Source organism: Actinomadura nitritigenes (assembly GCF_017573545.1).
GTDB classification, from domain to species: Bacteria; Actinomycetota; Actinomycetes; order Streptosporangiales; family Streptosporangiaceae; genus Spirillospora; species Spirillospora nitritigenes.
Window position 1 is genome coordinate 59,316 of the sequence record NZ_JAGEOK010000029.1, and the last position, 19,995, is coordinate 79,310.

General features: G+C 74.8%; 18 protein-coding genes and 1 riboswitch. Of the genes, 13 read left to right on the forward strand and 5 right to left on the reverse strand.

What is annotated here, in order from left to right:
* Nucleotides 1-8 precede the first annotated feature (8 nt).
* Nucleotides 9-237, forward strand: a riboswitch (cobalamin riboswitch).
* A 94-nt stretch (nt 238-331) separates the two neighbouring features.
* The 3 genes from J4557_RS36065 to J4557_RS36075 all read left to right on the forward strand — a co-directional run bounded on the left by J4557_RS36065 (nt 332) and on the right by J4557_RS36075 (nt 4,021).
* A complete protein-coding gene (locus J4557_RS36065; protein ID WP_307800407.1) occupies nt 332-2,650 on the forward strand; it encodes a ribonucleoside-diphosphate reductase subunit alpha in 2,319 nt (772 codons plus the stop codon).
* On the forward strand, nt 2,650-3,648 hold the full coding sequence (locus tag J4557_RS36070; RefSeq protein WP_208271277.1) for a ribonucleotide-diphosphate reductase subunit beta: 999 nt from the start codon (nt 2,650-2,652) through the stop codon (nt 3,646-3,648). Before J4557_RS36065 ends, J4557_RS36070 begins: the two co-directional genes overlap by 1 nt.
* Nucleotides 3,649-3,724: 76 nt before the next feature.
* Nucleotides 3,725-4,021, forward strand: a complete 297-nt coding sequence (locus J4557_RS36075) for a hypothetical protein (RefSeq protein WP_208271278.1) — start codon at nt 3,725-3,727, stop codon at nt 4,019-4,021.
* Between the two features lie 127 nt (nt 4,022-4,148).
* Here J4557_RS36075 and J4557_RS36080 read toward each other — a convergent pair whose 3' ends face one another.
* Entirely contained in the window at nt 4,149-5,129 is a 981-nt protein-coding gene (locus tag J4557_RS36080; RefSeq protein WP_208271279.1) for an aldo/keto reductase, read from the reverse strand.
* Nucleotides 5,130-5,250: 121 nt separating this feature from the next.
* On the opposite strand from J4557_RS36080, the gene J4557_RS36085 reads away from it, so the two are divergent.
* From J4557_RS36085 to J4557_RS36095, 3 genes are all read left to right on the forward strand, one after another.
* Nucleotides 5,251-6,090 (forward strand): helix-turn-helix transcriptional regulator, encoded by an 840-nt coding sequence (locus J4557_RS36085; RefSeq protein ID WP_208271280.1) that lies wholly within the window; start codon nt 5,251-5,253, stop codon nt 6,088-6,090.
* Between the two features lie 89 nt (nt 6,091-6,179).
* Entirely contained in the window at nt 6,180-7,169 is a 990-nt protein-coding gene (locus J4557_RS36090) for a DMT family transporter (protein ID WP_208271281.1), read from the forward strand.
* 11 nt (nt 7,170-7,180) lie between these two features.
* Complete coding sequence (locus J4557_RS36095; protein WP_208271282.1) at nt 7,181-8,113, forward strand: LysR family transcriptional regulator; 933 nt, start codon at nt 7,181-7,183, stop codon at nt 8,111-8,113.
* A 28-nt stretch (nt 8,114-8,141) separates the two neighbouring features.
* Here the strand turns inward: J4557_RS36095 and J4557_RS36100 are convergent, their stop codons facing one another.
* Entirely contained in the window at nt 8,142-8,576 is a 435-nt protein-coding gene (locus tag J4557_RS36100) for a MarR family winged helix-turn-helix transcriptional regulator (RefSeq protein ID WP_208271283.1), read from the reverse strand.
* Nucleotides 8,577-8,688: 112 nt separating this feature from the next.
* Between J4557_RS36100 and J4557_RS36105 the strand changes: the two genes are divergently transcribed.
* The 3 genes from J4557_RS36105 (at nt 8,689) to J4557_RS36120 (ending at nt 13,340) form a co-directional block, all read left to right on the forward strand.
* Entirely contained in the window at nt 8,689-9,324 is a 636-nt protein-coding gene (locus J4557_RS36105; protein WP_208271284.1) for an MBL fold metallo-hydrolase, read from the forward strand.
* Between the two features lie 42 nt (nt 9,325-9,366).
* Entirely contained in the window at nt 9,367-12,780 is a 3,414-nt protein-coding gene (locus J4557_RS36110; RefSeq protein WP_208271285.1) for a DUF4132 domain-containing protein, read from the forward strand.
* Between the two features lie 146 nt (nt 12,781-12,926).
* The gene (locus tag J4557_RS36120; RefSeq protein WP_243776902.1) at nt 12,927-13,340 is read left to right on the forward strand and encodes an acyl-CoA thioesterase; all 414 of its coding nucleotides are present in this window, start codon (nt 12,927-12,929) and stop codon (nt 13,338-13,340) included.
* 14 nt (nt 13,341-13,354) lie between these two features.
* Here J4557_RS36120 and J4557_RS36125 read toward each other — a convergent pair whose 3' ends face one another.
* Entirely contained in the window at nt 13,355-14,206 is an 852-nt protein-coding gene (locus J4557_RS36125) for a helix-turn-helix transcriptional regulator (protein WP_208271287.1), read from the reverse strand.
* Between the two features lie 114 nt (nt 14,207-14,320).
* Between J4557_RS36125 and J4557_RS36130 the strand changes: the two genes are divergently transcribed.
* Nucleotides 14,321-15,187 (forward strand): NAD-dependent epimerase/dehydratase family protein, encoded by an 867-nt coding sequence (locus J4557_RS36130; RefSeq protein WP_208271288.1) that lies wholly within the window; start codon nt 14,321-14,323, stop codon nt 15,185-15,187.
* 131 nt (nt 15,188-15,318) lie between these two features.
* On the opposite strand, the gene J4557_RS36135 is transcribed toward J4557_RS36130, so the two are convergent.
* Nucleotides 15,319-15,702, reverse strand: coding sequence for a winged helix-turn-helix transcriptional regulator (locus tag J4557_RS36135; protein WP_208271289.1), 384 nt, complete (start codon nt 15,700-15,702; stop codon nt 15,319-15,321).
* Nucleotides 15,703-15,784: 82 nt separating this feature from the next.
* Between J4557_RS36135 and J4557_RS36140 the strand changes: the two genes are divergently transcribed.
* A complete protein-coding gene (locus J4557_RS36140; RefSeq protein WP_208271290.1) occupies nt 15,785-16,498 on the forward strand; it encodes an SDR family oxidoreductase in 714 nt (237 codons plus the stop codon).
* An 85-nt stretch (nt 16,499-16,583) separates the two neighbouring features.
* Here J4557_RS36140 and J4557_RS36145 read toward each other — a convergent pair whose 3' ends face one another.
* On the reverse strand, nt 16,584-17,315 hold the full coding sequence (locus tag J4557_RS36145; protein ID WP_208271291.1) for a PaaX family transcriptional regulator C-terminal domain-containing protein: 732 nt from the start codon (nt 17,313-17,315) through the stop codon (nt 16,584-16,586).
* 111 nt (nt 17,316-17,426) lie between these two features.
* Between J4557_RS36145 and J4557_RS36150 the strand changes: the two genes are divergently transcribed.
* A complete protein-coding gene (locus J4557_RS36150; RefSeq protein WP_208271292.1) occupies nt 17,427-19,193 on the forward strand; it encodes an acyl-CoA dehydrogenase family protein in 1,767 nt (588 codons plus the stop codon).
* A 1-nt stretch (nt 19,194) separates the two neighbouring features.
* Nucleotides 19,195-19,965, forward strand: a complete 771-nt coding sequence (locus J4557_RS36155; protein WP_208271293.1) for a crotonase/enoyl-CoA hydratase family protein — start codon at nt 19,195-19,197, stop codon at nt 19,963-19,965.
* The last annotated feature ends 30 nt before the right edge of the window (nt 19,966-19,995 follow it).

Consider the following 19,995-nt stretch of genomic DNA (forward strand, 5'->3'; position numbering starts at 1 on the left):
CAAGATGTAGGGTTCAATCCCGTGCTGGTTCGCCCCCGCCGCTCGCGGCGGGGGCGTCGTAAGAGGGAACCCGGTGCAAGTCCGGGACTGCCCCGCAGCGGTGAGCGGGAACGACCGCCGTCACAGGCACTGAACCGGATCGTCCGGATCGGGAAGCGACGGCCAGTAGGTCGTGCCTCCGTCAGGAGGCGCGGGCGCCCGCGAGTCCGAAGACCTGCCATGCACGCCGTACGTCCGAGGCTTCGCGGGTGAGCCGGGGGACGGTGCGCGGCAGCCTGCCGTCGCGCCCGTTCGCATGCCCTCGCGAGGCCGTCTCACGAGGGGAGAGAACGTGACAGTCACCATGGACGCGGAGGCGCCGGCCGCCGGGGGGATCGCGGCCGAGGTCGCCGCGGCCTGCGCCGGCATCGAGGGGACCGCGCCGGAACGGGTGCTCGGCGCGGTCCGGGCCGGGGACGGCGCGAGCGCCGCCGGCCTGCGGGACCTGGCGATCGGGGAGGCCGCCGCGCTGGTCGCGGTGGAGCCGGGGTACTCCCGGGTCGCCGCGCGGCTGCTGGCCGCCCGGATCCGCGACGAGACCGCCGAGGCCGGCGTCCGGAGCTTCGCGGAGTCCGTCGCCGCCGCGCACGCCGAGGGCCTCCTCGCCGACGGCCCCGCCGCGTTCGTCGCCGCCAACGCCGCCGCGCTGGACGCCCTGATCGACGAGGGTCCGGGGGGCGTGGGGGGTCGTCCCCCCTCGGGAGGCACGGAGGCGGACGACCGGTTCGGGTACTTCGGGCTCCGCACCCTCTACGACCGGTACCTGCTGCGGCATCCGCGCACCCGGCTCGTCCTGGAGCGCCCCCAGCACTTCTTCCTGCGGGTGGCCGTGGGCCTGTCCGACACGGTGGACGAGGCGGCCGAGCTGTACGGGCTGCTCAGCACGCTGTCGTACCTGCCCAGCTCGCCGACGCTGTTCAACTCCGCCGCGCGGCGCCCGCAGCTGTCGTCGTGCTTCCTGCTGGACTCGCCGCGCGACGAGCTGGAGGCGATCTACGAGCGGTACGGGCAGGTCGCGCGGCTCAGCAAGTACGCGGGCGGGATCGGGATCTCGTGGACGCGGGTCCGGTCGCGCGGGTCGCTGATCCGGGGGACGAACGGGCACTCGAACGGGATCGTCCCGTGGCTGCGCACGCTGGACGCGTCCGTCGCCGCCGTCAACCAGGGCGGCCGCCGCAAGGGCGCCGCGTGCGTGTACCTGGAGCCGTGGCACGCCGACGTCGAGGAGTTCCTCGAGCTGCGGGACAACACCGGTGAGGAGGCGCGCCGCACGCACAACCTGAACCTGGCGAACTGGATCCCGGACGAGTTCATGCGCCGCGTCGAGGCGGACGGGACGTGGTCGCTGTTCGACCCGAAGGAGGTCCCGGAGCTGACGGACCTGTGGGGCGACGCCTTCGACGAGGCGTACCGGGCGGCCGAGAGGGAGGGCCGGTACGTCCGGCAGATCCCGGCCCGGAAGCTGTACGGGCGGATGATGCGGACGCTCGCCGAGACCGGCAACGGCTGGATGACCTTCAAGGACGCCGCGAACCGGGCCTGCAACCAGACCGCCGAGCCGGGCCGGACCGTCCACCTGTCGAACCTGTGCACCGAGATCCTGGAGGTCACGGGCGAGAACGAGGCGGCGGTGTGCAACCTCGGGTCGGTGAACCTGGCGGCGCACGTGTCGCCGTCCGGGCTCGACTGGGACCGGCTGCGCGCGACGGTCCGCACCGCCGTCCGGTTCCTGGACCGCACCATCGACCGCGGCTTCTACCCGACGCCCGAGGCGGAGACGGCCAACCGGAGGTGGCGTCCCGTCGGCCTCGGCGTCATGGGGCTCGCCGACGTGTTCTTCACGCTCCGGCTCCCGTTCGACTCCGCCGAGGCCCGCGAGCTGTCCACCCGGATCGCCGAGGAGATCGCGCTCGCCGCCTACGCCGCGTCCGCCGACCTCGCCGAGGCGCACGGCCCGCTCCCGGCCTACGCCGAGACCCGCACCGCGCGCGGGCAGCTGCACCTCGACCACTTCCCGGACGCCGCGCCGGCCCGTCCCGCCGAATGGGAGGCGCTCCGCGCCCGGATCGCCGAGGTGGGGCTGCGCAACTCGCTGCTGGTCGCGATCGCGCCGACCGCGACGATCGCGTCCATCGCGGGCTGCTACGAGTGCATCGAGCCGCAGGTGTCCAACCTGTTCAAGCGCGAGACGCTGTCGGGCGAGTTCCTGCAGATCAACGGGTACCTCGTCGAGGACCTGAAGTCGCTCGGGCTGTGGAACGACGCCGTCCGCGAGGCGATCAAGCGGGCGAACGGCTCGATCCAGGGCCTCGTCGACCTGCCCGAGGAGATGCGGGACCTCTACCGGACGGCCTGGGAGCTGCCGCAGAAGGCCCTCATCGACCTCGCCGCCGCCCGCACCCCGTACATCGACCAGTCGCACTCCCTGAACCTGTTCATGGAGACCCCGACGATCGGGAAGCTGTCCTCGATGTACGCCTACGCGTGGCGCAGCGGCCTGAAGACCACCTACTACCTGCGCTCACGGCCCGCCACGCGGATCGCGCAGACGACCGTCGCCGCGACGGTCTGCTCCCTGGAGAACCCCGAGACCTGCGAGGCGTGCCAGTAATGCCGCTGCTCGACCCCGGCATGGACCTGACCCTGCGGCCCATGCGTTACCCCGACTTCTACGAGCGCTACCGCGCCGCGATCCGCAACACCTGGACGGTCGAGGAGGTGGACCTCGCCTCCGACCTCGCCGACCTCGCCCGCCTCACCCCGGCGGAGCTGCATCTGGTGAACCGGCTCGTCGCGTTCTTCGCCACCGGCGACTCGATCGTGGCGAACAACCTCGTCCTCAACCTCTACAAGCACGTCAACGCGCCGGAGGCCCGGCTGTACCTGTCGCGGCAGCTGTTCGAGGAGGCGGTGCACGTCCAGTTCTACCTGACCCTCCTCGACACCTACCTGCCCGACCAGGACGAGCGGGCCCGGGCGTTCGCGGCGATCGAGCACATCCCGTCCATCCGGGCGAAGGCGGAGTTCTGCTTCCGCTGGATCGACTCGCTCGGCGCGCTCGACGAGCTGCGCACCGCCGCGGACCGGCGCGCGTTCCTGCTCAACCTGGTCTGCTTCGCCGCGTGCATCGAGGGCCTGTTCTTCTACGGTGCGTTCGCCTACGTGTACTGGCTGCGGTCCCGCGGCCTGCTGAACGGCCTCGCGTCCGGGACGAACTGGGTGTTCCGCGACGAGTCCATGCACATGGAGTTCGCGTTCTCGGTCGTCGACACCGTCCGGGCGGAGGAGCCGGAGCTGTTCGACGCGGAGCTGACCGCGCGGGTCACCACGATGCTGGAGGAGGCCGTCGAGGCGGAGCTGGCGTTCGCGCGCGACCTGTGCGGCGACGGCCTGCCCGGGATGGGCGCCGGCGACATGCGCGCCTACCTGGAGTACGTCGCCGACCAGCGGCTCGCCCGCCTCGGCCTGCCGGTCCGGTACGGGACGGCGAACCCGTTCGCGTTCATGGAGCTGCAGGACGTCCAGGAGCTGTCGAACTTCTTCGAGCGCCGCGTCTCGGCGTACCAGATCGGCGTGGAGGGCAGCGTCGCCTTCGACGAGGCGTTCTGACGCCGCCGGGCCCGGCCCCGAACTTTCCGGTCGTGATGCGCGTTGAACTGGGAAAGCTAGGCCGAGGAGGAAGAACATGGCTTCTCTCATCGACCGGATCATGAAGTTCGTCCGGGGACCGCAGGGGCAGAAGGCCCGGGCGAAGGCGGAGCGGTTCGCGCAGAGCCCGCAGGCGCAGAAGGCGCGGGCGAAGGCGGAGCGGCTCGCGCACGGCCCGCAGGGCCAGAAGGCGCGGGCCAAGGCGGAGCAGCTCGCCCGCAGCCCGCAGGCGCAGAAGGCCCGCGCGAAGGCGGACCAGCTCATCAACGACCCGCGCAACCAGGAGAGGGCGCAGAGGCTCCTCTCCCGCCTGCGCGGCGGTCCCCGCCGCTGACCGCGCGGACGGCCCGCCCCGATCCGCGGACGGCCCGCCCCGATCCGCGGACGGCCCGCCCCGATCCGCGGACGGCCCGCCCCGATCCGGGGGCGGGCCGTCCGGCGCGCCGGGTTGCGAGGCCGGCTCAGGTGTCGAGGTTGGCGAGGTAGGACTCGTTGCCCTGGGCGCCCGCCGCCGCCTCCGGCGGGACGATCCGCTCCAGCCGCTCGGAGACCTCCGCGTCCAGCGCCAGGTCCCCGGCGGCGGCGTTGGCGCGGGCGTTCGCCGCCTTGCGGGTCCCCGGGATCGGCAGCGCCCCGCGGTCGACCAGCCAGGCCAGCACGAGCTGCGCCGCCGTGACGCCCTGCTCGGCGGCGAGCGCGGCCACCCGGTCCGCGAGCGAGACGTTGCGCTCCACGTTGCCGGCCTGGAAGCGCGGGTTGCCGCGCCGCCAGTCGCCCGCCTCCAGGTCGTCGAACCCGCGGACCTGGCCGCCGAGGAGGCCGCGCCCGAGCGGGCTGTACGCGACGAACGCGATGCCGAGCTCCGCGCACGCCGGGACCAGCTCCTTCTCCGGCGCCCGCTGGAGCGGCGAGTACTCGGTCTGCAGGGCGGTCACGGGGTGGACGGCGTGCGCGCGCCGCAGCGTCCGCTCCGACACCTCCGACAGCCCGTACCCGCCGATCTTCCCGGCCTGGACGAGCTCGCCGAGCGCCCCGGCCGTCTCCTCGATCGGGGTCGTGGGGTCGAGCCGGTGCAGGTAGTACACGTCCACGTGGTCGGTCCGGAGCCGCGACAGGCTGGCGTCCAGGGCCCGCCGGACGTACTCGGGCCGCCCCATGCCGGGGACGAGGATGCCGTCCGCGTCCTGGTTCCCGCCGAACTTGGTGGCGAGGACGTACTCGTCCCGCCGCTTCTCCAGCGTGCGGCCGATCAGGGTCTCGCTGTACCCGGCGCCGTAGATGTCGGCGGTGTCGACGAACGTGACGCCGGCGTCCAGCGCGGCCAGGAGCGTCTCGGTGGCGTCGCGCTCCTCGACGCCGCCGTAGACGGGCGCCACGTTCATCGCGCCGAACCCCACCACCGACACCTGCGGGCCGTCCGTTCCAAGGGTGCGATAGCGCACTGGTAGTCACCTCTCGTCCGTCAAAGATCTGCCTTCACCCTGCCCCGCTCGCCCCCAGGCAACCAGTGCCCGCCGATGGCTAGGACGCGGAGGGCCACCCTCCGGAGGCACACTGGGGCCCATGGCGACACGCGAGATGGCGGACTTCCTGCGCTCCCGGCGCGACCGCATCGGCCCCTCGTCCGTGGGCCTGCCCGGCGGCGGGCGGCGGCGCGCCCCCGGCCTGCGCCGCGCGGAGGTCGCGCTGCTCGCCGGGATCAGCCCCGACTACTACATGCGGCTGGAGCAGGGCCGCGGCATCCGCCCCTCGCCGTCCGTCCTGGACGGTCTCGCCCGGGCGCTCGTCCTCAACGACGACGAGCGCGACCACCTCTACCGGCTGGCGCTCTCCCTGCCGTCCCCGCCCTCCGCCGCGGCGGACGCCCCGGTGGCGGACGCCCCCGTGCACCCCAACGTGCGGCGCCTCCTGGACGAGATCGCCCCCGTCCCCGCCTACGTGATCAACCCCCGCCTCGACGTGCTGGCCTGGAACGGGACGGCCGCCGCGCTCATGCCGCACATGGCGGAGCAGCCCGCGCCGCGCCGCAACATGCTCCGGTACGCGCTCCGCGACCCGCGCGCCCGCACGTTCTACGTGGAGTGGGAGGAGGTCGCCCGGCACGGCATCGCGCAGCTGCGCACCGCCACCGGCCGCGACCCGGACGACCCGGCGACCCGGGCGCTGGTCCGCGAACTGTCCGGGGACCCGTGGTTCCGCACGTGGTGGGAGCGGCAGGACGTCAAGGGCCCGGGCATGGGCCGCAAGGAGTACCGGCACCCGGTGGTCGGCCGGCTGTCGCTCGACTACATCGGCATGGTCCTCCCCGGCACCCCCGACCACCAGTTCGTCACCCTCACCGCCCCCGAAGAAGGCCCGTCAGCCCCGGCCCTGAAAAAGCTGGCCGCCCTGGCCCGCTCCTGAGCGTCGACGCTCGTCGAATAAGCGTCACTAAAGCTTTCCGGGACAAAAAGTAACTGGAACTTTTCGGTGTGGTCGGGAACGGTGGCGGCATGGCCTCCCGCTCCGGTTCCGCTCACGTCCTCGCCCTGGCGGGCACCGTCGTGCTCTGGGCCTCGGCCTTCCCCGCCATCCGGGTCGGCATCGACGGCCTCGGCGTGGCGGCGCTGTCGTTCCTGCGGATCGCGATCGCGGCCGTGGCGCTGACCCTGGTGGCGCCATTGGCCAAGGTGCGCCCGCCCCGGCGCCGCGACCTGCCGATGATCGCCTTGTGCGGGGCCACCGGCGTCACCGCCTACCAGGTCCTGCTCAACTGGGGCGAGGTCCGGGTGGAGGCCGGGACCGCGAGCCTGCTGATCGCGACCGCCCCCGTCTTCAGCGTCCTGCTGGGAAGCCTGCTCCTCGAGGAGCGGCCGACCCGCACCGTCATCGCCGGCAGCGGCGTCGCGCTCGCCGGTGCGGCCATGGTCGGCCTGGCCGAGGGCGCCGGCGGGTTCACCGTCTCGGCCCTCATCGTCCTGGCCGCCGCCGTCGTCCAGGGGACCTACCACTTCGCGACCAAGCCCCTGCTCCGCCGCTACACCGGCCTGGAGGTCGCGACTTACGCGATGGTCGCGGGAACCGTCCTCGCGCTGCCCCTGGTCCCCGCGGCGTGGCCCGCGACCTTCCGCGCACCGGCGGGCGCGCTGGCCTCCGCGGTCTATCTGGGCCTGCTGCCGTCCGCGCTCGGCTTCGTCATCTGGGCCCACGCCGTCGCCCGCCTGCCGCTCGCGGCCTCCACGGCGGCCCTGTACCTGGTGCCGCCGGTGGCGCTGATCGTCTCGTTCGTCTGGCTCGGCGAGGTGCCCCACCCCATCGCGCTGATGGGCGGTGCGGTCAGCGCGGCAGGGGTGATCCTCATCCACCGGCGCAGGGCGGCTCCGGACCCCGGCGACGCACCGGACGGCGACGCGCCGGACTCCGGTGACGCCTCGGACGGCCACGTGCCCGAGGCCGTCGGGACACACTGGGAACCGCCGCCCCGATTCGAGCGATCCGACTAAGGAGCCTGTCCGTGCTCGACGTACGCCGTCTGCGGATCCTCCAGCACCTGGCCGCCTACGGCACCGTCGCGGCCACCGCCGAGGCCCTGCACCTGACGCCGCCGGCCGTTTCCCAGCACCTCGCCGCCCTGCAGAAGGAGGCGGGCGCCCCCGTGGTGGAGAAGGTCGGCCGCACGCTGCGGCTCACCGCGGCCGGAGAGCTGCTGGTGGCCCATGCCGAGATCATCCTCGCGGAACTCGCGGCGGCCGAGGCCGGCCTGGCCGCCCTGCAGACCGGACGGCGCGGCATCGTGCGGATCGCCGCGTTCCCCTCCGCCGCCCGCGCCCTCATCACGCCCCTGTGGCGGCGCCTGGCCGAGACGGACGCCTCGCCGGCCCCCTCGCTGCGGCTCTCCGTCGTGGAACCCGATGAAGCGCTCGACCAGCTGCGCAAGCGCTCCACCGACCTCGCCGTGGTGCACAGCTACACCGTGCTGCCGCGCGACTTCCCCGCCGCGTGTGAGCAGGCCGTCCTGATGGAGGAACCGGTGCTGCTCGCCCTGCACCCCCGGCGGGCCGAGGCGCTGCGCCTGGCCCCTGGCGAGCCCGCGGACCTCTCCCGCCTGTCGGACGCGCCGTGGCTGACGCCCGGCCCGGAGACCTCCTGCCACGAGATGATCCAGCGAGCCTGCGGCATCGCCGGTTTCGTCCCGGACATCTGCGTTCGCAGCAGCGATTTCGCCGTGCTGGCCGGCCTGGTCGCGGCGGGAGCGGGCGCCGCGCTGATCCCCCGCATGGCCCTGCCGGAGAGCACTGCGGCTCTCAGCCTCCACCCCCTGGCCCACCCCGTCTCCCGGACCATCTTCACCGTCAGCCGGGCGGGCACCGTCAAGCGCCCCGACCTGCGGCGCGTGCTGGACCTGCTGCACGACCCGGTGACCGTTCCCGGGGGAGCACGCGACTGAACGCGTGCCGGCCGGTCAGCGGGGTGGGTCAGCGGGGCGGGTCGGCGGACGCGGTGAGGCGGTCGAGGAGGGCGGGGAGCTCGGCGAGGCGGTCCTGCTCGTCCGGCGTCAGTTCCGTCGCGATGGCCCGTGCGAGCCAGTCGCGGCGGGCGCCGCGGTCGCGGTCGAGGGCGGCGCGGCCCTCGGGGGTGATCGCGATGACGCGGCCCCGGCCGTCGCGGGGGTCGGGGCGGCGGGCGGCGTAGCCGAGGTTCTCGAGGTCCTTCACCGTGCGGCTCTGGCTCTGGTGCCGGACGCGGCGCCGCTGCGCGAGGGAGGCGATGCTCGCCTCGCCCTCGCGGTCGAGCAGCCCGAGCGTCTGGGCGATGGGCGGCGCGAGCGCGTCCGCCTCGGACCGGGTGGCGCGGACGAGCCCGCCGATGGACGTGCGCAGCCGCTCGGCGAGCTGGTCGTGGTCCGTCATGGCGGCCTCCGGGGACGCGGCGTCCCGCCAGTATATACAGCAAAGGTGTACAGTTGGAGCTGTACACCTTTGCCGCCCCCCTGCCGAACCGCACTGGAAGGAAGGCCACGCGATGCAGTTGACCAAGCACGCCCACGCCTGCGTCGTCCTCGAGAAGGGGGACACGACGATCGTCGTCGACCCCGGGACGTTCACCCCGGACGCGGAGGCCGCCGTCGCCGCCGCCGACGCGGTCCTCATCACGCACGAGCACTTCGACCACTTCGACGAGGGCCTGCTCGGCGCCGCCCTGGAGAAGCGTCCCGACCTGCACGTCCACGGCCCCGCCTCGGTGCGGGACAAGCTCGGCGAGTACGGCGGCCGGGTGCGGGCCGTCGCGTCCGGCGACGCGCTGTACATCGGGGACTTCGCCGTCACCGTCCACGGCGAGCGGCACGCGATGATCCACCCGGACATCCCGATCGTGGCCAACACCGGCTACCTGTTCGACGGCCGGGTCTACCACCCGGGCGACAGCTACCACGTCCCCGACGTCCCGGTCGACACGCTGCTGCTGCCGACCAGCGGGCCGTGGACCAAGGTCGGCGAGGCCGTCGACTTCGTCCGCGGCGTCCGGCCCGCCCGCCTCCTGCAGATCCATGAGCTGATGCTCAGCGAGCTGGGGCAGAACTCGGTCGCCGGAATGCTGACCAACCTGACCGGCCTCGAACTGGCGCTCCTCGCCCCCGGAGACGCTCGGGAACTCTGAACCGGCAGGGGATGTCGGCGCCCTGCACTACGGTGGCCCGGCATGATCAAGAAGAGCTCCCCGCCGCCCGGCGAGGACGTCCTGGAGATCCCGCGATCCTGGAAGCGGCACCTGCATCCCCGGCGCGGCGGCCATCCCGGGCCGGGAATCGAGATCGCCGGGACGAGTGAGGCGGAGGTCCTGGCCCCCTACGCGGCCGCGATCGAGACGGCGCTGAGCCACCGCAAGACCGACCCGGCCCTCGCGGCGGCGGCGCGGCAGCACCTCGCGGGCAACGCCGATCCGCTGGGCGCGGCGGTGGTCGCGGTCGTCCCGGAGTCGGAGGTCCACTCGGGCGAGGCGGCCGTCCGGTCCCTGGACGCCTGGATCACGGCGTACGGGCTGCCGTTCGCCGTCCGCGCCTTCGTCGAGCGGACCGGCGTCACGTCCGGCAGCGCCTACGGCACCGGGAAGGGCGGAGTGGTGCCGCCGGCCGTCCCGGGCTTCGACGGGTACCGGCTCGGGGACGCGGCCAAGCGGCTCCGGACGGTGCTGGCCGGGGCCGGTGACGCCGCCTACCGGGAGGCCGTCGCGGTGCTCGCCGGTCTGCGCACGACGCCGATGCGCCGGATGGTCGCCGCCTACCTCGTCCCGACGGAGCTGGACTGGGTCGCCGAATGCTGCGCCCTCCCCGAGGGCGCGGTGCCGAGGGAGCTGCTGCTGCGGTCCCTGGGATCGGCCGGGCACCTCGAGATCCTGGGCGCCGCCGCGCGGATCTCGGTCTCCGACTGCTACTACATCGAGAACCTCGTCACCCTGGCCGAGGGCGTGGGCCCCGCCATCGCGCCGTTCATGGCCGAGGCGTTCGACCGCCACCACGGCAGCGCCCCGCGCCGCAAGGGGCTGCTGGACGTGCTGGGCCGCCTGCCGAGCGACGAGGCGTTCCGGCTCATGCTGGAACGCCGCGGGAACGCCCACATGCGGGCCGCGCTGCGCGACACGATGCGGCGCTTCCCCGTCCGCGCCGTCCGCGTCCTGGCGGCGGCCGCGGCGGCGGGGGACGCCACGGCGGGGGAGCTGCTGGCCGACCACCTGCGCGGCGGCGCGGTGCCCGTCCCGCCGGATCTCCCGGCGGAGGCCCGCGCGGTCGTGGAGAAGCTGGCGGCGGCGGACGGCCTGGTCCCCGAGGCCGCGGCCGGCGACCTGCCACGGCTCCTGGTCGATCCGCCCTGGGCCCGCGCGCGGCCGCGCCGCGAGCCGGTCGTCGTCAAGGGCCTCTCCGCCCCCGGGCGGCAGGACGTCGTGTGGGCACCGGGCGAACGCGACGCCTGGCTGGCCACGGAGATCGCCGACCCCAGCGGCGGCGGCGTGACCGTCCGCGCCGTCCGCCCGACGGCCGCGGTCGACGCGACCTGGGAGAGGCGGATCGCGAACATCCGCGCGGGCGTCGCGCTCGACCCCGTCCAGCGCGAGGCCTACTGGCAGGGCGCGATGCTGGCGAAGGGCCCCGAGGAGCTGGTCCGTCCGGCGCTGCGCGAGTGGCGGCCCGCCGGGTGGAACCAGCGGGGGCTCGGCACGCGCAACGCGTGGAGCCCGGACCACTGGCTCCGGCCGATCATCGCCCGCTTCGGCCTCGACGCGCTCCCGGTCACGCTGAGCTTCGCCCGTGCCCGCCCCGCGCGGGGCGCCGAGCTGCTGCTGCCCTTCCTGGACGGCGAGGTCGCGGAGGCGATGGCCGGCTGGCTGCTGCGCGTCCCCGGAGCCCGCGAACCGGTGGCCGCATGGTTCGCCCGGCACGGCCGGGCGGCACTGCCGTACCTGCTCCCCGCGGCCCTCGGCAAGGCCGGACGGGCTCGCACGGCCGCCGAGTACGCGCTCCACTTCGTCGCGGGCGGCGAAGGCGAGGACGCGGTGATCGCCGCCGCGCGCCCGCACGGGGAGCGGGCCGTCGCCGCCGTGGAGGGGCTGCTGTCCGGCGACGCGGAGGACCTGCTTCCCCGGAAGAAGGCCCCGGAGCCCGCGGAGGTGAACGTCGAGGCCCTTCCGCAGGTGCTGCTGCGGGGCGGCGAGCGGGCGCTGCCCGTCCCGGCCGTCCGGCACCTGCTCACCCTCCTGGCGATGGCGTCGTCGGGCGAGGAGGTCCCCGGACTCGTAGGCGTCCTGGAGGTCTGCGACGAGCGGTCGCTCGCCGAGTTCGGGTGGGCGCTGTTCCGCGACTGGCGGGAGCGCGGCGCCGTCGCGAAGGAGGCGTGGCGGTTCACCGCCCTCGGACGGCTCGGCGACGACGAGGCCGTGCGCGGGCTGGTGCCCCTGATCCGCGCCTGGCCGGGGGAGGGCGGCCACCATCACGCGGTGCGCGGGCTCGACGTGCTCGCCCTGATCGGGACGGACCTCGCGCTGCGCGAGCTCCACGCCATCTCCCAGAAGGCCCGGTACAAGGGCCTCAAGCAGCGCGCCCAGGAGAAGGTCGAGGAGATCGCGGCGGCTCGCGGCCTCACCCCGGAGCAGCTCGGCGACCGGCTGGTCCCCGACCTCGGCCTGGACGCCGCCGGCACGCTCGTCCTCGACTACGGGCCGCGGCGGTTCACCGCCGGCTTCGACGAGACGCTGCGCCCCCATGTCGTCGACGAGCTCGGCCGGCGCCGAGCGGACCTGCCCAAGCCCGGGGTCCGCGACGATCCCGCGCTGGCCCCCGCCGCGCACCGGCGCTACGCGGACCTGAAGAAGGACGTCCGCGCGATCGCGGGCCTCCAGATCCGGCGCCTGGAACTGGCGATGACGGCGGGGCGCCGGTGGACGCCGGACGAGTTCACCGCGTTCTTCGTCCGGCACCCGCTGGTGTGGCACATCGCCCGGCGCCTGGTCTGGCTCGCCGAGCACGGCGGCACGGCGACGGCGTTCCGGCTCGCCGAGGACCGCACCTTCGCCGACGTCGCCGACACCGCCGTCGCGCTGCCGGACGGCGCCGCCGTCGGGATCGCCCATCCGCTGCACCTCGGGGACGCGCTGGACGGCTGGTCCGCGGTCTTCGCCGACTACGAGATCCTGCAGCCGTTCCCGCAGCTCGGGCGGGACGTGCACGCGCTGACCGACGAGGAGGCGGCGGGCGGGCGGCTGCCGCGGTTCGAGGGCGCGACCGTCCCCTTCGGGAACGTGCTCGGGCTGGAGCGGCGCGGCTGGCACCGGGGGCCGGTCAACTCCGACGGCGGGATCGACTCCATGGTCCGTCCGGTCGCGCGCCGGCAGGACGGGGCGTGGACGCGGTACGTCGTCGTCACGCTGGAGACGGGGCTGTACGCCGGCGATGTGCGCGCGTCAGGGGACCAGACGTTCGAGGCCGTCTGGATCGGCGCCGACCCGGCTCCCGAGCGCTTCTCCCACCTCGACCGCCAGGACGGGCCGTACCGCTTCGGCGAGCTGGACCCGGTCACGGCCTCCGAGGTGATCGCCGACCTCGAGGAGGCGACCGCGCGCTGACGCACGCCGTACACGCTGCCCGACCTGCCGTACGACTACGCCGCGCTGGAGCCGGCGATCAACGGGACGTTGGACGCGTTCCGCACGCAGCTCACGACGTCCACCGTGCCGCGTGTCACCAGCGGATACCTAGACTGGCGCGCGTGATGAGCGACTACCCCCACCAGGTCAGCATGCCGACGCGCTGGAAGGACAACGACGTCTACGGGCACGTCAACAACGCCGTGCACTACTCGCTGATGGACACCGCCATCAACGAGTGGATGATCGGCAAGGCGGGGTTCGCGCCGCTGGACGCGCCGTCGATCGCGCTGTGCGTGGAGTCGCACTGCCGGTACGAGGCCGAGGTGTCGTTCCCGGACACGATCCGGCTCGGCCTCCGGGTCGGCAAGCTCGGCACGTCCAGCGTCCGCTGGGAGATCGGCATGTACCGGGCGTCCGACGACGCGCTCATCGCCGAGGGCCACTTCGTACACGTCTTCGTCGACCGGGAGACCCGGCGGCCCGTGCCGATCGCCGAGCCGATGCGCGGCGAGATGGCCAAGCTCGTCGTCGCCTGACGGCGACCGGCCGATCAGGCCGGGACGTCCATCCGCCGCGTCCCGACGACCTTGAGCAGCCGCAGCGCCTCCTGCGCGGACGACCCCGGCTCCGCGGTGAAGATCACCAGATGCTGGTCCCGGTCGGGGACGGCGAGGACGTCGAAGTCCAGCTCGATCTCCCCGACCTCCGGATGCGCGAACCGCTGCCGGGTGTGGTGCTCGATGCGCAGCTCCCGCGACTCCCACAGCGCCGCGAACTCCGCGCTCGCCGCCGCCAGCTCGGCCACGAGGGCGCGGATCTCCGCGCTGTCCGGATAGCGGGCCGCCGCCACCCGCAGGTAGCTGACGGCGGTGACGACGAAGCGGCCGTGGCCGGACGCGGTGATCGCGGAGTCGCCGGAGCCGCCGTGCAGGAAGTAGCGGCGCAGCAGGTTCCGGTCCGGGCCGCCGAGCGCGGCGAAGTCGCCGAGCAGCGCCGCCGCGAGCGGGTTCCACGCCAGCACCCGGCAGGTGTCGTCGAGGACGACGGCGGGCGCGTCGCCCAGCCGGTCGAGCAGCGTGCGGGTCGCCGGCGCCACCTCGCGGGACGGTCCGCCGTCCCGCTCGCGCTCCCGCTCCCCGGCGAGCCGGAACAGGTGGGCGCGCTCCTGGTCCGTCAGCCGCAGCGCCCGCGCGATGCCGTGCAGCACCTGCGGCGACGGGTTGCGCCCGCGCGCCTGCTCCAGCCGGCTGTAGTGGTCGACGGAGATGTGCGCGAGCCCGGCGACCTCCTCGCGGCGCAGCCCCGGCGTCCGGCGGTGCGCCCCCGGCGGCAGGCCGGCGTCCTCGGGCCGCAGCCGCTCCCGCCTCGTCCGCAGGAAGGCGGCCAGCTCGCGCTTGTCCATGCGTCCACGATACGGCGGGCACGGGCCGCCCAGAGGGGGACCGTCGGTCCCTGGCCGGGCGCCGCCGGCGGACGCAGGGTGGTCGGCGGGAACCACCGACACGAGGACGGGACGATGCACATCTTCATCACGGGCGCCAGCGGCTACGTGGGCGGGGTGGTCGCGGAGAACCTGGTCAGGGCGGGGCATCGGGTCTCCGCGCTCGCCAGGTCCGACGCGGCGGAGGAGCGGGTCGCCGCGCTCGGGGCGGTGCCGGTCCGCGGCGCGCTCGGCGACGTCCGCGTCCTGCGCGAGGCCGCCGCGTCCGCCGACACCGTGATCCACACCGCCGTCGACTACACCGACCCGGGCATGCGCGAGGTCGAGGAGGCGGCGCTGGACGCGTTCCTGGACGCCGGACGGCCGCTGATCTACACCAGCACCGGCCTGGTCTACCCCGACGGCAGGGGGAAGCCGGTCACCGAGGACGCCCCGACCGAACCGGACGCGTCGTCCCCGCAGCCGTGGAAGGCGCTGGGGGAACGCCAGGCGCTGGAGGCCGGGACCGCCACGGTGATCCGGGCCGGGCTCGTCCACGGCAGGGGCGGCTCCGGCCTGCTGGAGGGCATGTTCGCCTCGGCCCGGCAGAACGGCGTCACCGCCTACATCGAGGACGGCGCGAACGAGTGGTCGTCCGTCCACGTCGACGACCTCGCGGCCCTCTACGCGGCCGCCGTGGCGGGCGCGCGCGGCAGGACCGTCGTCAACGCGGCGTCCCGGACCACGACGGCGATGCGCGCCATCGCCGAGGCGGTCGCCGAGAAGGCGGGCGCGAAGGCGGTCTCGCTCACCCGGGAGCAGGGCCGCGAGCTGCTCGGCCCGTTCGCCGACGTGCTGACCCGCTCGACGCCCCTGGACCCGTCCCGCGCCGAGTCCCTGTTCGGCTGGCGCGCCACCGGACCGTCCCTGCTGGAGGACATCCGCTCCGGCTCGTACGGGTGACGTCCGCGGCCCGGCCCCGGCCTCCGGGCGCGGGGCCGGTCAGCGCAGCACGGTCGCTGAGGCCGGCCGCGCCGAGAATGAGGGCGCGTCGCGCCCCTCCCGTCTCGGTGGCCGGTGCTCGTGCTCGGGGATCAGCCCCCGGAACCGCCGCCGACGGGCGGGCCGGTGGTGGCGTCGTAGGTCTGCTGGGCGGTGATGATCTCGGCGGCGTGGTCGCGGATCCAGCCGGTCAGGCCGCGGAGGGGCGCGGTGATGCCGCGGCCGAGCGGGGTGAGGGCGTAGGTGACCGAGGGCGGGACGGTCGGCTCCACCGTGCGGAGGACGAGGCCGTCGCGGACGAGGGTGCGGAGCGTCTGCGACAGCATCTTCTCGCTGACGCCCTCGATGCGGTCGCGCAGCTCGTAGAAGCGCAGGTCGGAGGAGTCCAGCGCGGTGAGGACGAGGATGCCCCAGCGGCGGGTCACGTGGTCGAGGACGACCCGCGCCGGGCAGTCGCGCCGGAAGACGTCGTCCATCAGGGCACCTACTCCCGCCGCCTGGGCTTACTTTTCAGTACGTACTTTCGATAGGTTAGCCCACCCTTCTAGCGTGGCCGGCATGGAACCAGTCGCGCTCGTGACCGGTGGGGGCCGTGGCATCGGCGCCGCCACCGCCAGGGAACTCGCCCGCCGCGGATTCCGCGTGGTCGTCAACTACCACCGCGACCGGGCGTCGGCGGAGGCCGTCGCCGCGGAGACGGGCGGGACGGCGGTGCGCGCGGACGTCCGGGACCCGGCCGAGGCGGCGGCGCTCGTGGCCGCGTGCGGGCCGGTGACCGCCCTGGTGTGCAACGCGAACATCGATCCGTCGTTCGGGCCGGTGCGGTCGCTGCCGTGGGAGGCGTTCATCGGGAAGGTGGAGGGCGAGCTCGCCGCCGCGTATCACGTGACCCAGGCCGTCCTGCCGGACATGCCGGCGCACGGGCGGATCGTCTACGTGTCGAGCCTCAGCGCCGATCTCACCCGGCCCATGACCGGCGCGCACACGACGGCGAAGGCGGCGCTGGACGCGTTCGCGCGGCACGTGGCGGCGGAGGCGAGCCCGGTGGCGGTCAACGTGGTCGCGCCGGCCGCGGTGCGCACCGAGGGGTCGGCGGCCGCGCGGACGCCGGAGATCGAGGAGGCGCTGGCGGGGCGGTCCGTGCTGGGGCGGATGGTGGAGCCCGACGACGTCGCGGCGGTGATCGCCGCGGTGGTGGACGGGTCGCTGCCCGCGGTGGCGGGCGCGCGCATCCCGGTCGACGCGGGGTTCCGGGTGCTCGCGGCCCCGTGAGCGGCCCGTGAGCGGGCGCGGCGGGCGGGCGGGCGCGGCGGGCGGCGGGGGCTCGCGCCGCGGACGGCCGCCGCGACGGCGGCTGTCAGGGTTGGAGTTCGCTGGTGAGGAGCCGGGCGAAGTCGGTCTCGAAGGCCGCGTAGCCCTCGCGGAGGGCGTCGCCGGGCCAGCCGGGCGGGAGCAGCGCGGACGGCAGGATCGGGTCGCGGAGGAGATGGCGGAGGGCGGCGGCCGCGAGGGTGAAGCGCTCGGCGATGCCGCCGGCGCCGGCGAGGGACGTGCGGAGCGCCTCGGCGGTCGCGGCCCAGCCGTCGAGGTCCCAGAGGGTGCGGGCGAGGGCGGCGGGGTCCTGCTCGGGGCGGCCTTCGAGGAAGGTGCACTGGCGGACGACGGTCCCGGGGCGGGGCCGGTCGAGGTTGGCGGGGCGCAGCCAGGTGCCCTCGCGCAGTTCGGCGAGGCGGAGCGCGGACATGGCCTGGCGGAGCGCGGCGCGGTCGGCGGCGGGGCGGCGCTCGGCGGTGATGACGGCGATCTCCCAGGCGCCGTCCCAGGGGCGGGTGCGCGGGCGGCGGCTCTCGTCCTGGCGGGCCTGGCGCTCCAGGAGCCGGTCGGTGAGGGCGTACCGGCCGTCGGTCTGGACGAGGTCGCCGGAGGTGACCATGCGGGAGAGCGCGACGCGGATCGTGCCCTCGGCGATGCCGAACAGGTCGCCGACGCGGACGAGGTGGCGGGCGGCGAGGCGGGGCGGGTGGACGCCCAGCAGGGTGCTCAGCACGACGGAGCGTGCCGTGAGGGGGCGGATCTGGAGCGTGTCCATGGCTGGTGGGGACTTTATCCGGTGCGGGCCCGGCGGGCGGGCGGTCCGGGCGCGGCCGCCGGTGAGATTACAGTCTTCCATCACGTGACATGGAAGCGTAATGTCCGGGGCATGGCCTCTTACCTGATCGAGCCGTTCGACCGGCTCCCCTTCGGCGGCCCGGACAAGGCCCGCCGGTACGCGACGGAGCGCTACCAGGGGGCGGCGGGCCTCAACTGGTACGACTGCGACCCGACGCTGCGCTTCCTGATGCGGCGCCACCTCGGCGACGGCTTCGGCTGGGCCGAGCCCCGGCTCCGCGAGCTGGGCGCGCTCATGGGCGGCCCGGTGAACGCGTGGGCGGAGGAGACCGACCGGAACCCGCCGCGGCTCGAGAAGTACGACCGGTGGGGGCGCGACGTCAGCGAGGTCGTCATGCCGCAGTCGTTCGAGGCGGCCCGGCGGGAGCTGGTGGCGACGTCGTTCACCCGGCCCGCCTTCGTCGCGGAGGCGAAGGCGAACGGGGTGGACCCGGCGCCGCTCGGCGTCGCCTGGAGCTACCTGCTCGACCAGGCCGACATCGGCATGGCGTGCGCGCTCGGCACCGGCGGGGACATGGTCGTCGGGCTCACCGAGCTGTTCGCGCCGGACGAGGTGAAGGAGCGCGTCCGCGCGCTGTTCGCCGAGGGCGCGTTCTCCGGCGAGGCCGCGCAGATGCTCACCGAGCGGTCCGGCGGCTCCGACCTCGGGGCGCTGGAGTCGACGGCGTCCCGGGACGGCGACGCCTGGCGGCTCAACGGGTTCAAGTGGTTCGCGTCGAACGCGAACGGGTCGGCGTTCGTCGTCCTCGCGAAGCCCGAGGGCGCGGTGGACGGGGTGCGCGGCATCGCGCCGTTCCTCGTCCTGCGGGAGCGGCGGGACGGGACGCGCAACGGCGTGCGGATCCGGCGGCTGAAGGACAAGCTCGGCACCCGGTCGGTGGCGTCCGCGGAGATCGAGTTCACCGACGCGGAGGCGTTCCTGCTGGCCCCGGCGTCGAGCGCGGGCGAGGGCGGGGACGGCAAGGGCCTCGCGCGGATGATGGAGCTGACGAACGGCGCGCGGCTCGGCATCGCGATGATGGGGCTCGGCTGCGCGCGCCGGTCGCTGGTGGAGTCGCTCTGCTACACCCGGGCGCGCGAGGCGTTCGGGGCGTCGCTGGGCGAGCAGCCGCTGATGCGGCGCAAGCTCGCCGAGATGATCGTGGAGACGGAGGCCGCCCAGGCGCTGGTGTTCGACGGGTACCTGGGGAGACCCCGCCTGCGCGTGGGTGCGGCGCTCGTCAAGCTGCGCGCGGCGCGGCTCGGCGTGACCGCCGCGAGCGACGCGATCGAGATCCACGGCGGCAACGGCTACATCGAGCAGTGGCCGGTCGCCCGCATCCTGCGGGACGCGCAGGTCAACCCGGTCTGGGAGGGCGGCGACAACATCCTCTGCCTGGACGTCCGCCGCGCCGTCGAGCGCGACGACGCGCACGAGCCGTTCCTCGACCGGCTCGCCGGGGCCGTCGCGAGCGCGCCCGGCGGCGACGACGCGACCGCCGACCTCGTGAACGCGCGGATCGGGCACCTCCGCGAGGCGATCGGGAAGTGGCGCGGCCTCGACCGGGCGACGGCGGAGGCGCGGCTGTACCCCCTCGCCCAGTACATGGCCGACGTGTACGCGGCGGCGCTGCTGCTGGAGCAGGCCGGCTGGGAGCGCGCCGATTCCGGCGCCGACCGCAAGGCGCTCGTCGCGCGCCTCTACGCTCGGAGGCACCTCGCCGACGCCGGCCCGCTGCGGGCGATCGACGCGCCGGCCGAGGACCTCGAACGCTTCAAGGACCTGGCGGACGGCGCGTTCGTCCGCGCGGAGGAGTGACATGCACGTCAGGAGCGAGCGCCGCGGGCCCGTGACGACCGTGATCATGTCCCGTCCGGAGGCGCGCAACGCCGTGGACGGGGCCGTGGCGGACGGGCTCGCGGCGGCGTTCCGGGCGTTCGACGCCGACCCGGACGCGAGCGTCGCCGTCCTGTGGGGCGAGGGCGGGACGTTCTGCGCGGGCGCCGACCTGAAGTCGATCGGCACCGGGCGGAGCCCGCGCGTGGACGCGCCGCCCGCCGACGGCCCGCTCGGCTGCACGCGGATGCGGCTGTCGAAGCCGGTGGTCGCGGCCGTCGCGGGGCACGCGGTCGCGGGCGGCATGGAGCTGGCGCTCTGGTGCGACCTGCGGGTCGTCGAGGAGGACGCGACGTTCGGCGTGTACTGCCGCCGCTGGGGCGTCCCGCTGGTGGACGGCGGGACGGTCCGGCTGCCGCGGCTGATCGGGACGAGCCGCGCCATGGACCTGATCCTCACGGGCCGTCCGGTCGGCGCGCGGGAGGCGTTCGACATCGGCCTGGCGAACCGGCTCGTCCCGCCGGGGACGTCCCGGGAGGCGGCGGAGGAGCTGGCGGCGGACCTCGCCCGCTTCCCGCAGGCGTGCCTGCGCAACGACCGCATGTCCGTCCTGGACGCGGAGGGCCTGCCGGAGGACGAGGCGCTCGCCGTCGAGTACCGCCACGGCCTCGGCTCCCTGCGGGACGCCCTCGACGGAGCCGGGAGGTTCACCGCGGGCCACGGCCGCCACGGGGATTTCGGCGACCTGGGCTGACGTCCCCGCGCCGCCGCGCCCGCCGCGGGA

What these genes read in the sequence shown, in the direction of transcription:
- J4557_RS36070 (WP_208271277.1), top strand. Translation starts at nt 2,650, where the DNA reads ATGCCGCTGCTCGACCCCGGCATGGACCTGACCCTGCGGCCCATGCGT.
- J4557_RS36075 (WP_208271278.1), top strand. Translation starts at nt 3,725, where the DNA reads ATGGCTTCTCTCATCGACCGGATCATGAAGTTCGTCCGGGGACCGCAG.
- J4557_RS36085 (WP_208271280.1), top strand. Translation starts at nt 5,251, where the DNA reads ATGGCGACACGCGAGATGGCGGACTTCCTGCGCTCCCGGCGCGACCGC.
- J4557_RS36090 (WP_208271281.1), top strand. Translation starts at nt 6,180, where the DNA reads ATGGCCTCCCGCTCCGGTTCCGCTCACGTCCTCGCCCTGGCGGGCACC.
- J4557_RS36100 (WP_208271283.1), bottom strand. Translation starts at nt 8,576, where the DNA reads ATGACGGACCACGACCAGCTCGCCGAGCGGCTGCGCACGTCCATCGGC.
- J4557_RS36105 (WP_208271284.1), top strand. Translation starts at nt 8,689, where the DNA reads ATGCAGTTGACCAAGCACGCCCACGCCTGCGTCGTCCTCGAGAAGGGG.
- J4557_RS36110 (WP_208271285.1), top strand. Translation starts at nt 9,367, where the DNA reads ATGATCAAGAAGAGCTCCCCGCCGCCCGGCGAGGACGTCCTGGAGATC.
- J4557_RS36120 (WP_243776902.1), top strand. Translation starts at nt 12,927, where the DNA reads ATGAGCGACTACCCCCACCAGGTCAGCATGCCGACGCGCTGGAAGGAC.
- J4557_RS36125 (WP_208271287.1), bottom strand. Translation starts at nt 14,206, where the DNA reads ATGGACAAGCGCGAGCTGGCCGCCTTCCTGCGGACGAGGCGGGAGCGG.
- J4557_RS36130 (WP_208271288.1), top strand. Translation starts at nt 14,321, where the DNA reads ATGCACATCTTCATCACGGGCGCCAGCGGCTACGTGGGCGGGGTGGTC.
- J4557_RS36135 (WP_208271289.1), bottom strand. Translation starts at nt 15,702, where the DNA reads ATGGACGACGTCTTCCGGCGCGACTGCCCGGCGCGGGTCGTCCTCGAC.
- J4557_RS36140 (WP_208271290.1), top strand. Translation starts at nt 15,785, where the DNA reads ATGGAACCAGTCGCGCTCGTGACCGGTGGGGGCCGTGGCATCGGCGCC.
- J4557_RS36145 (WP_208271291.1), bottom strand. Translation starts at nt 17,315, where the DNA reads ATGGACACGCTCCAGATCCGCCCCCTCACGGCACGCTCCGTCGTGCTG.
- J4557_RS36150 (WP_208271292.1), top strand. Translation starts at nt 17,427, where the DNA reads ATGGCCTCTTACCTGATCGAGCCGTTCGACCGGCTCCCCTTCGGCGGC.
- J4557_RS36155 (WP_208271293.1), top strand. Translation starts at nt 19,195, where the DNA reads ATGCACGTCAGGAGCGAGCGCCGCGGGCCCGTGACGACCGTGATCATG.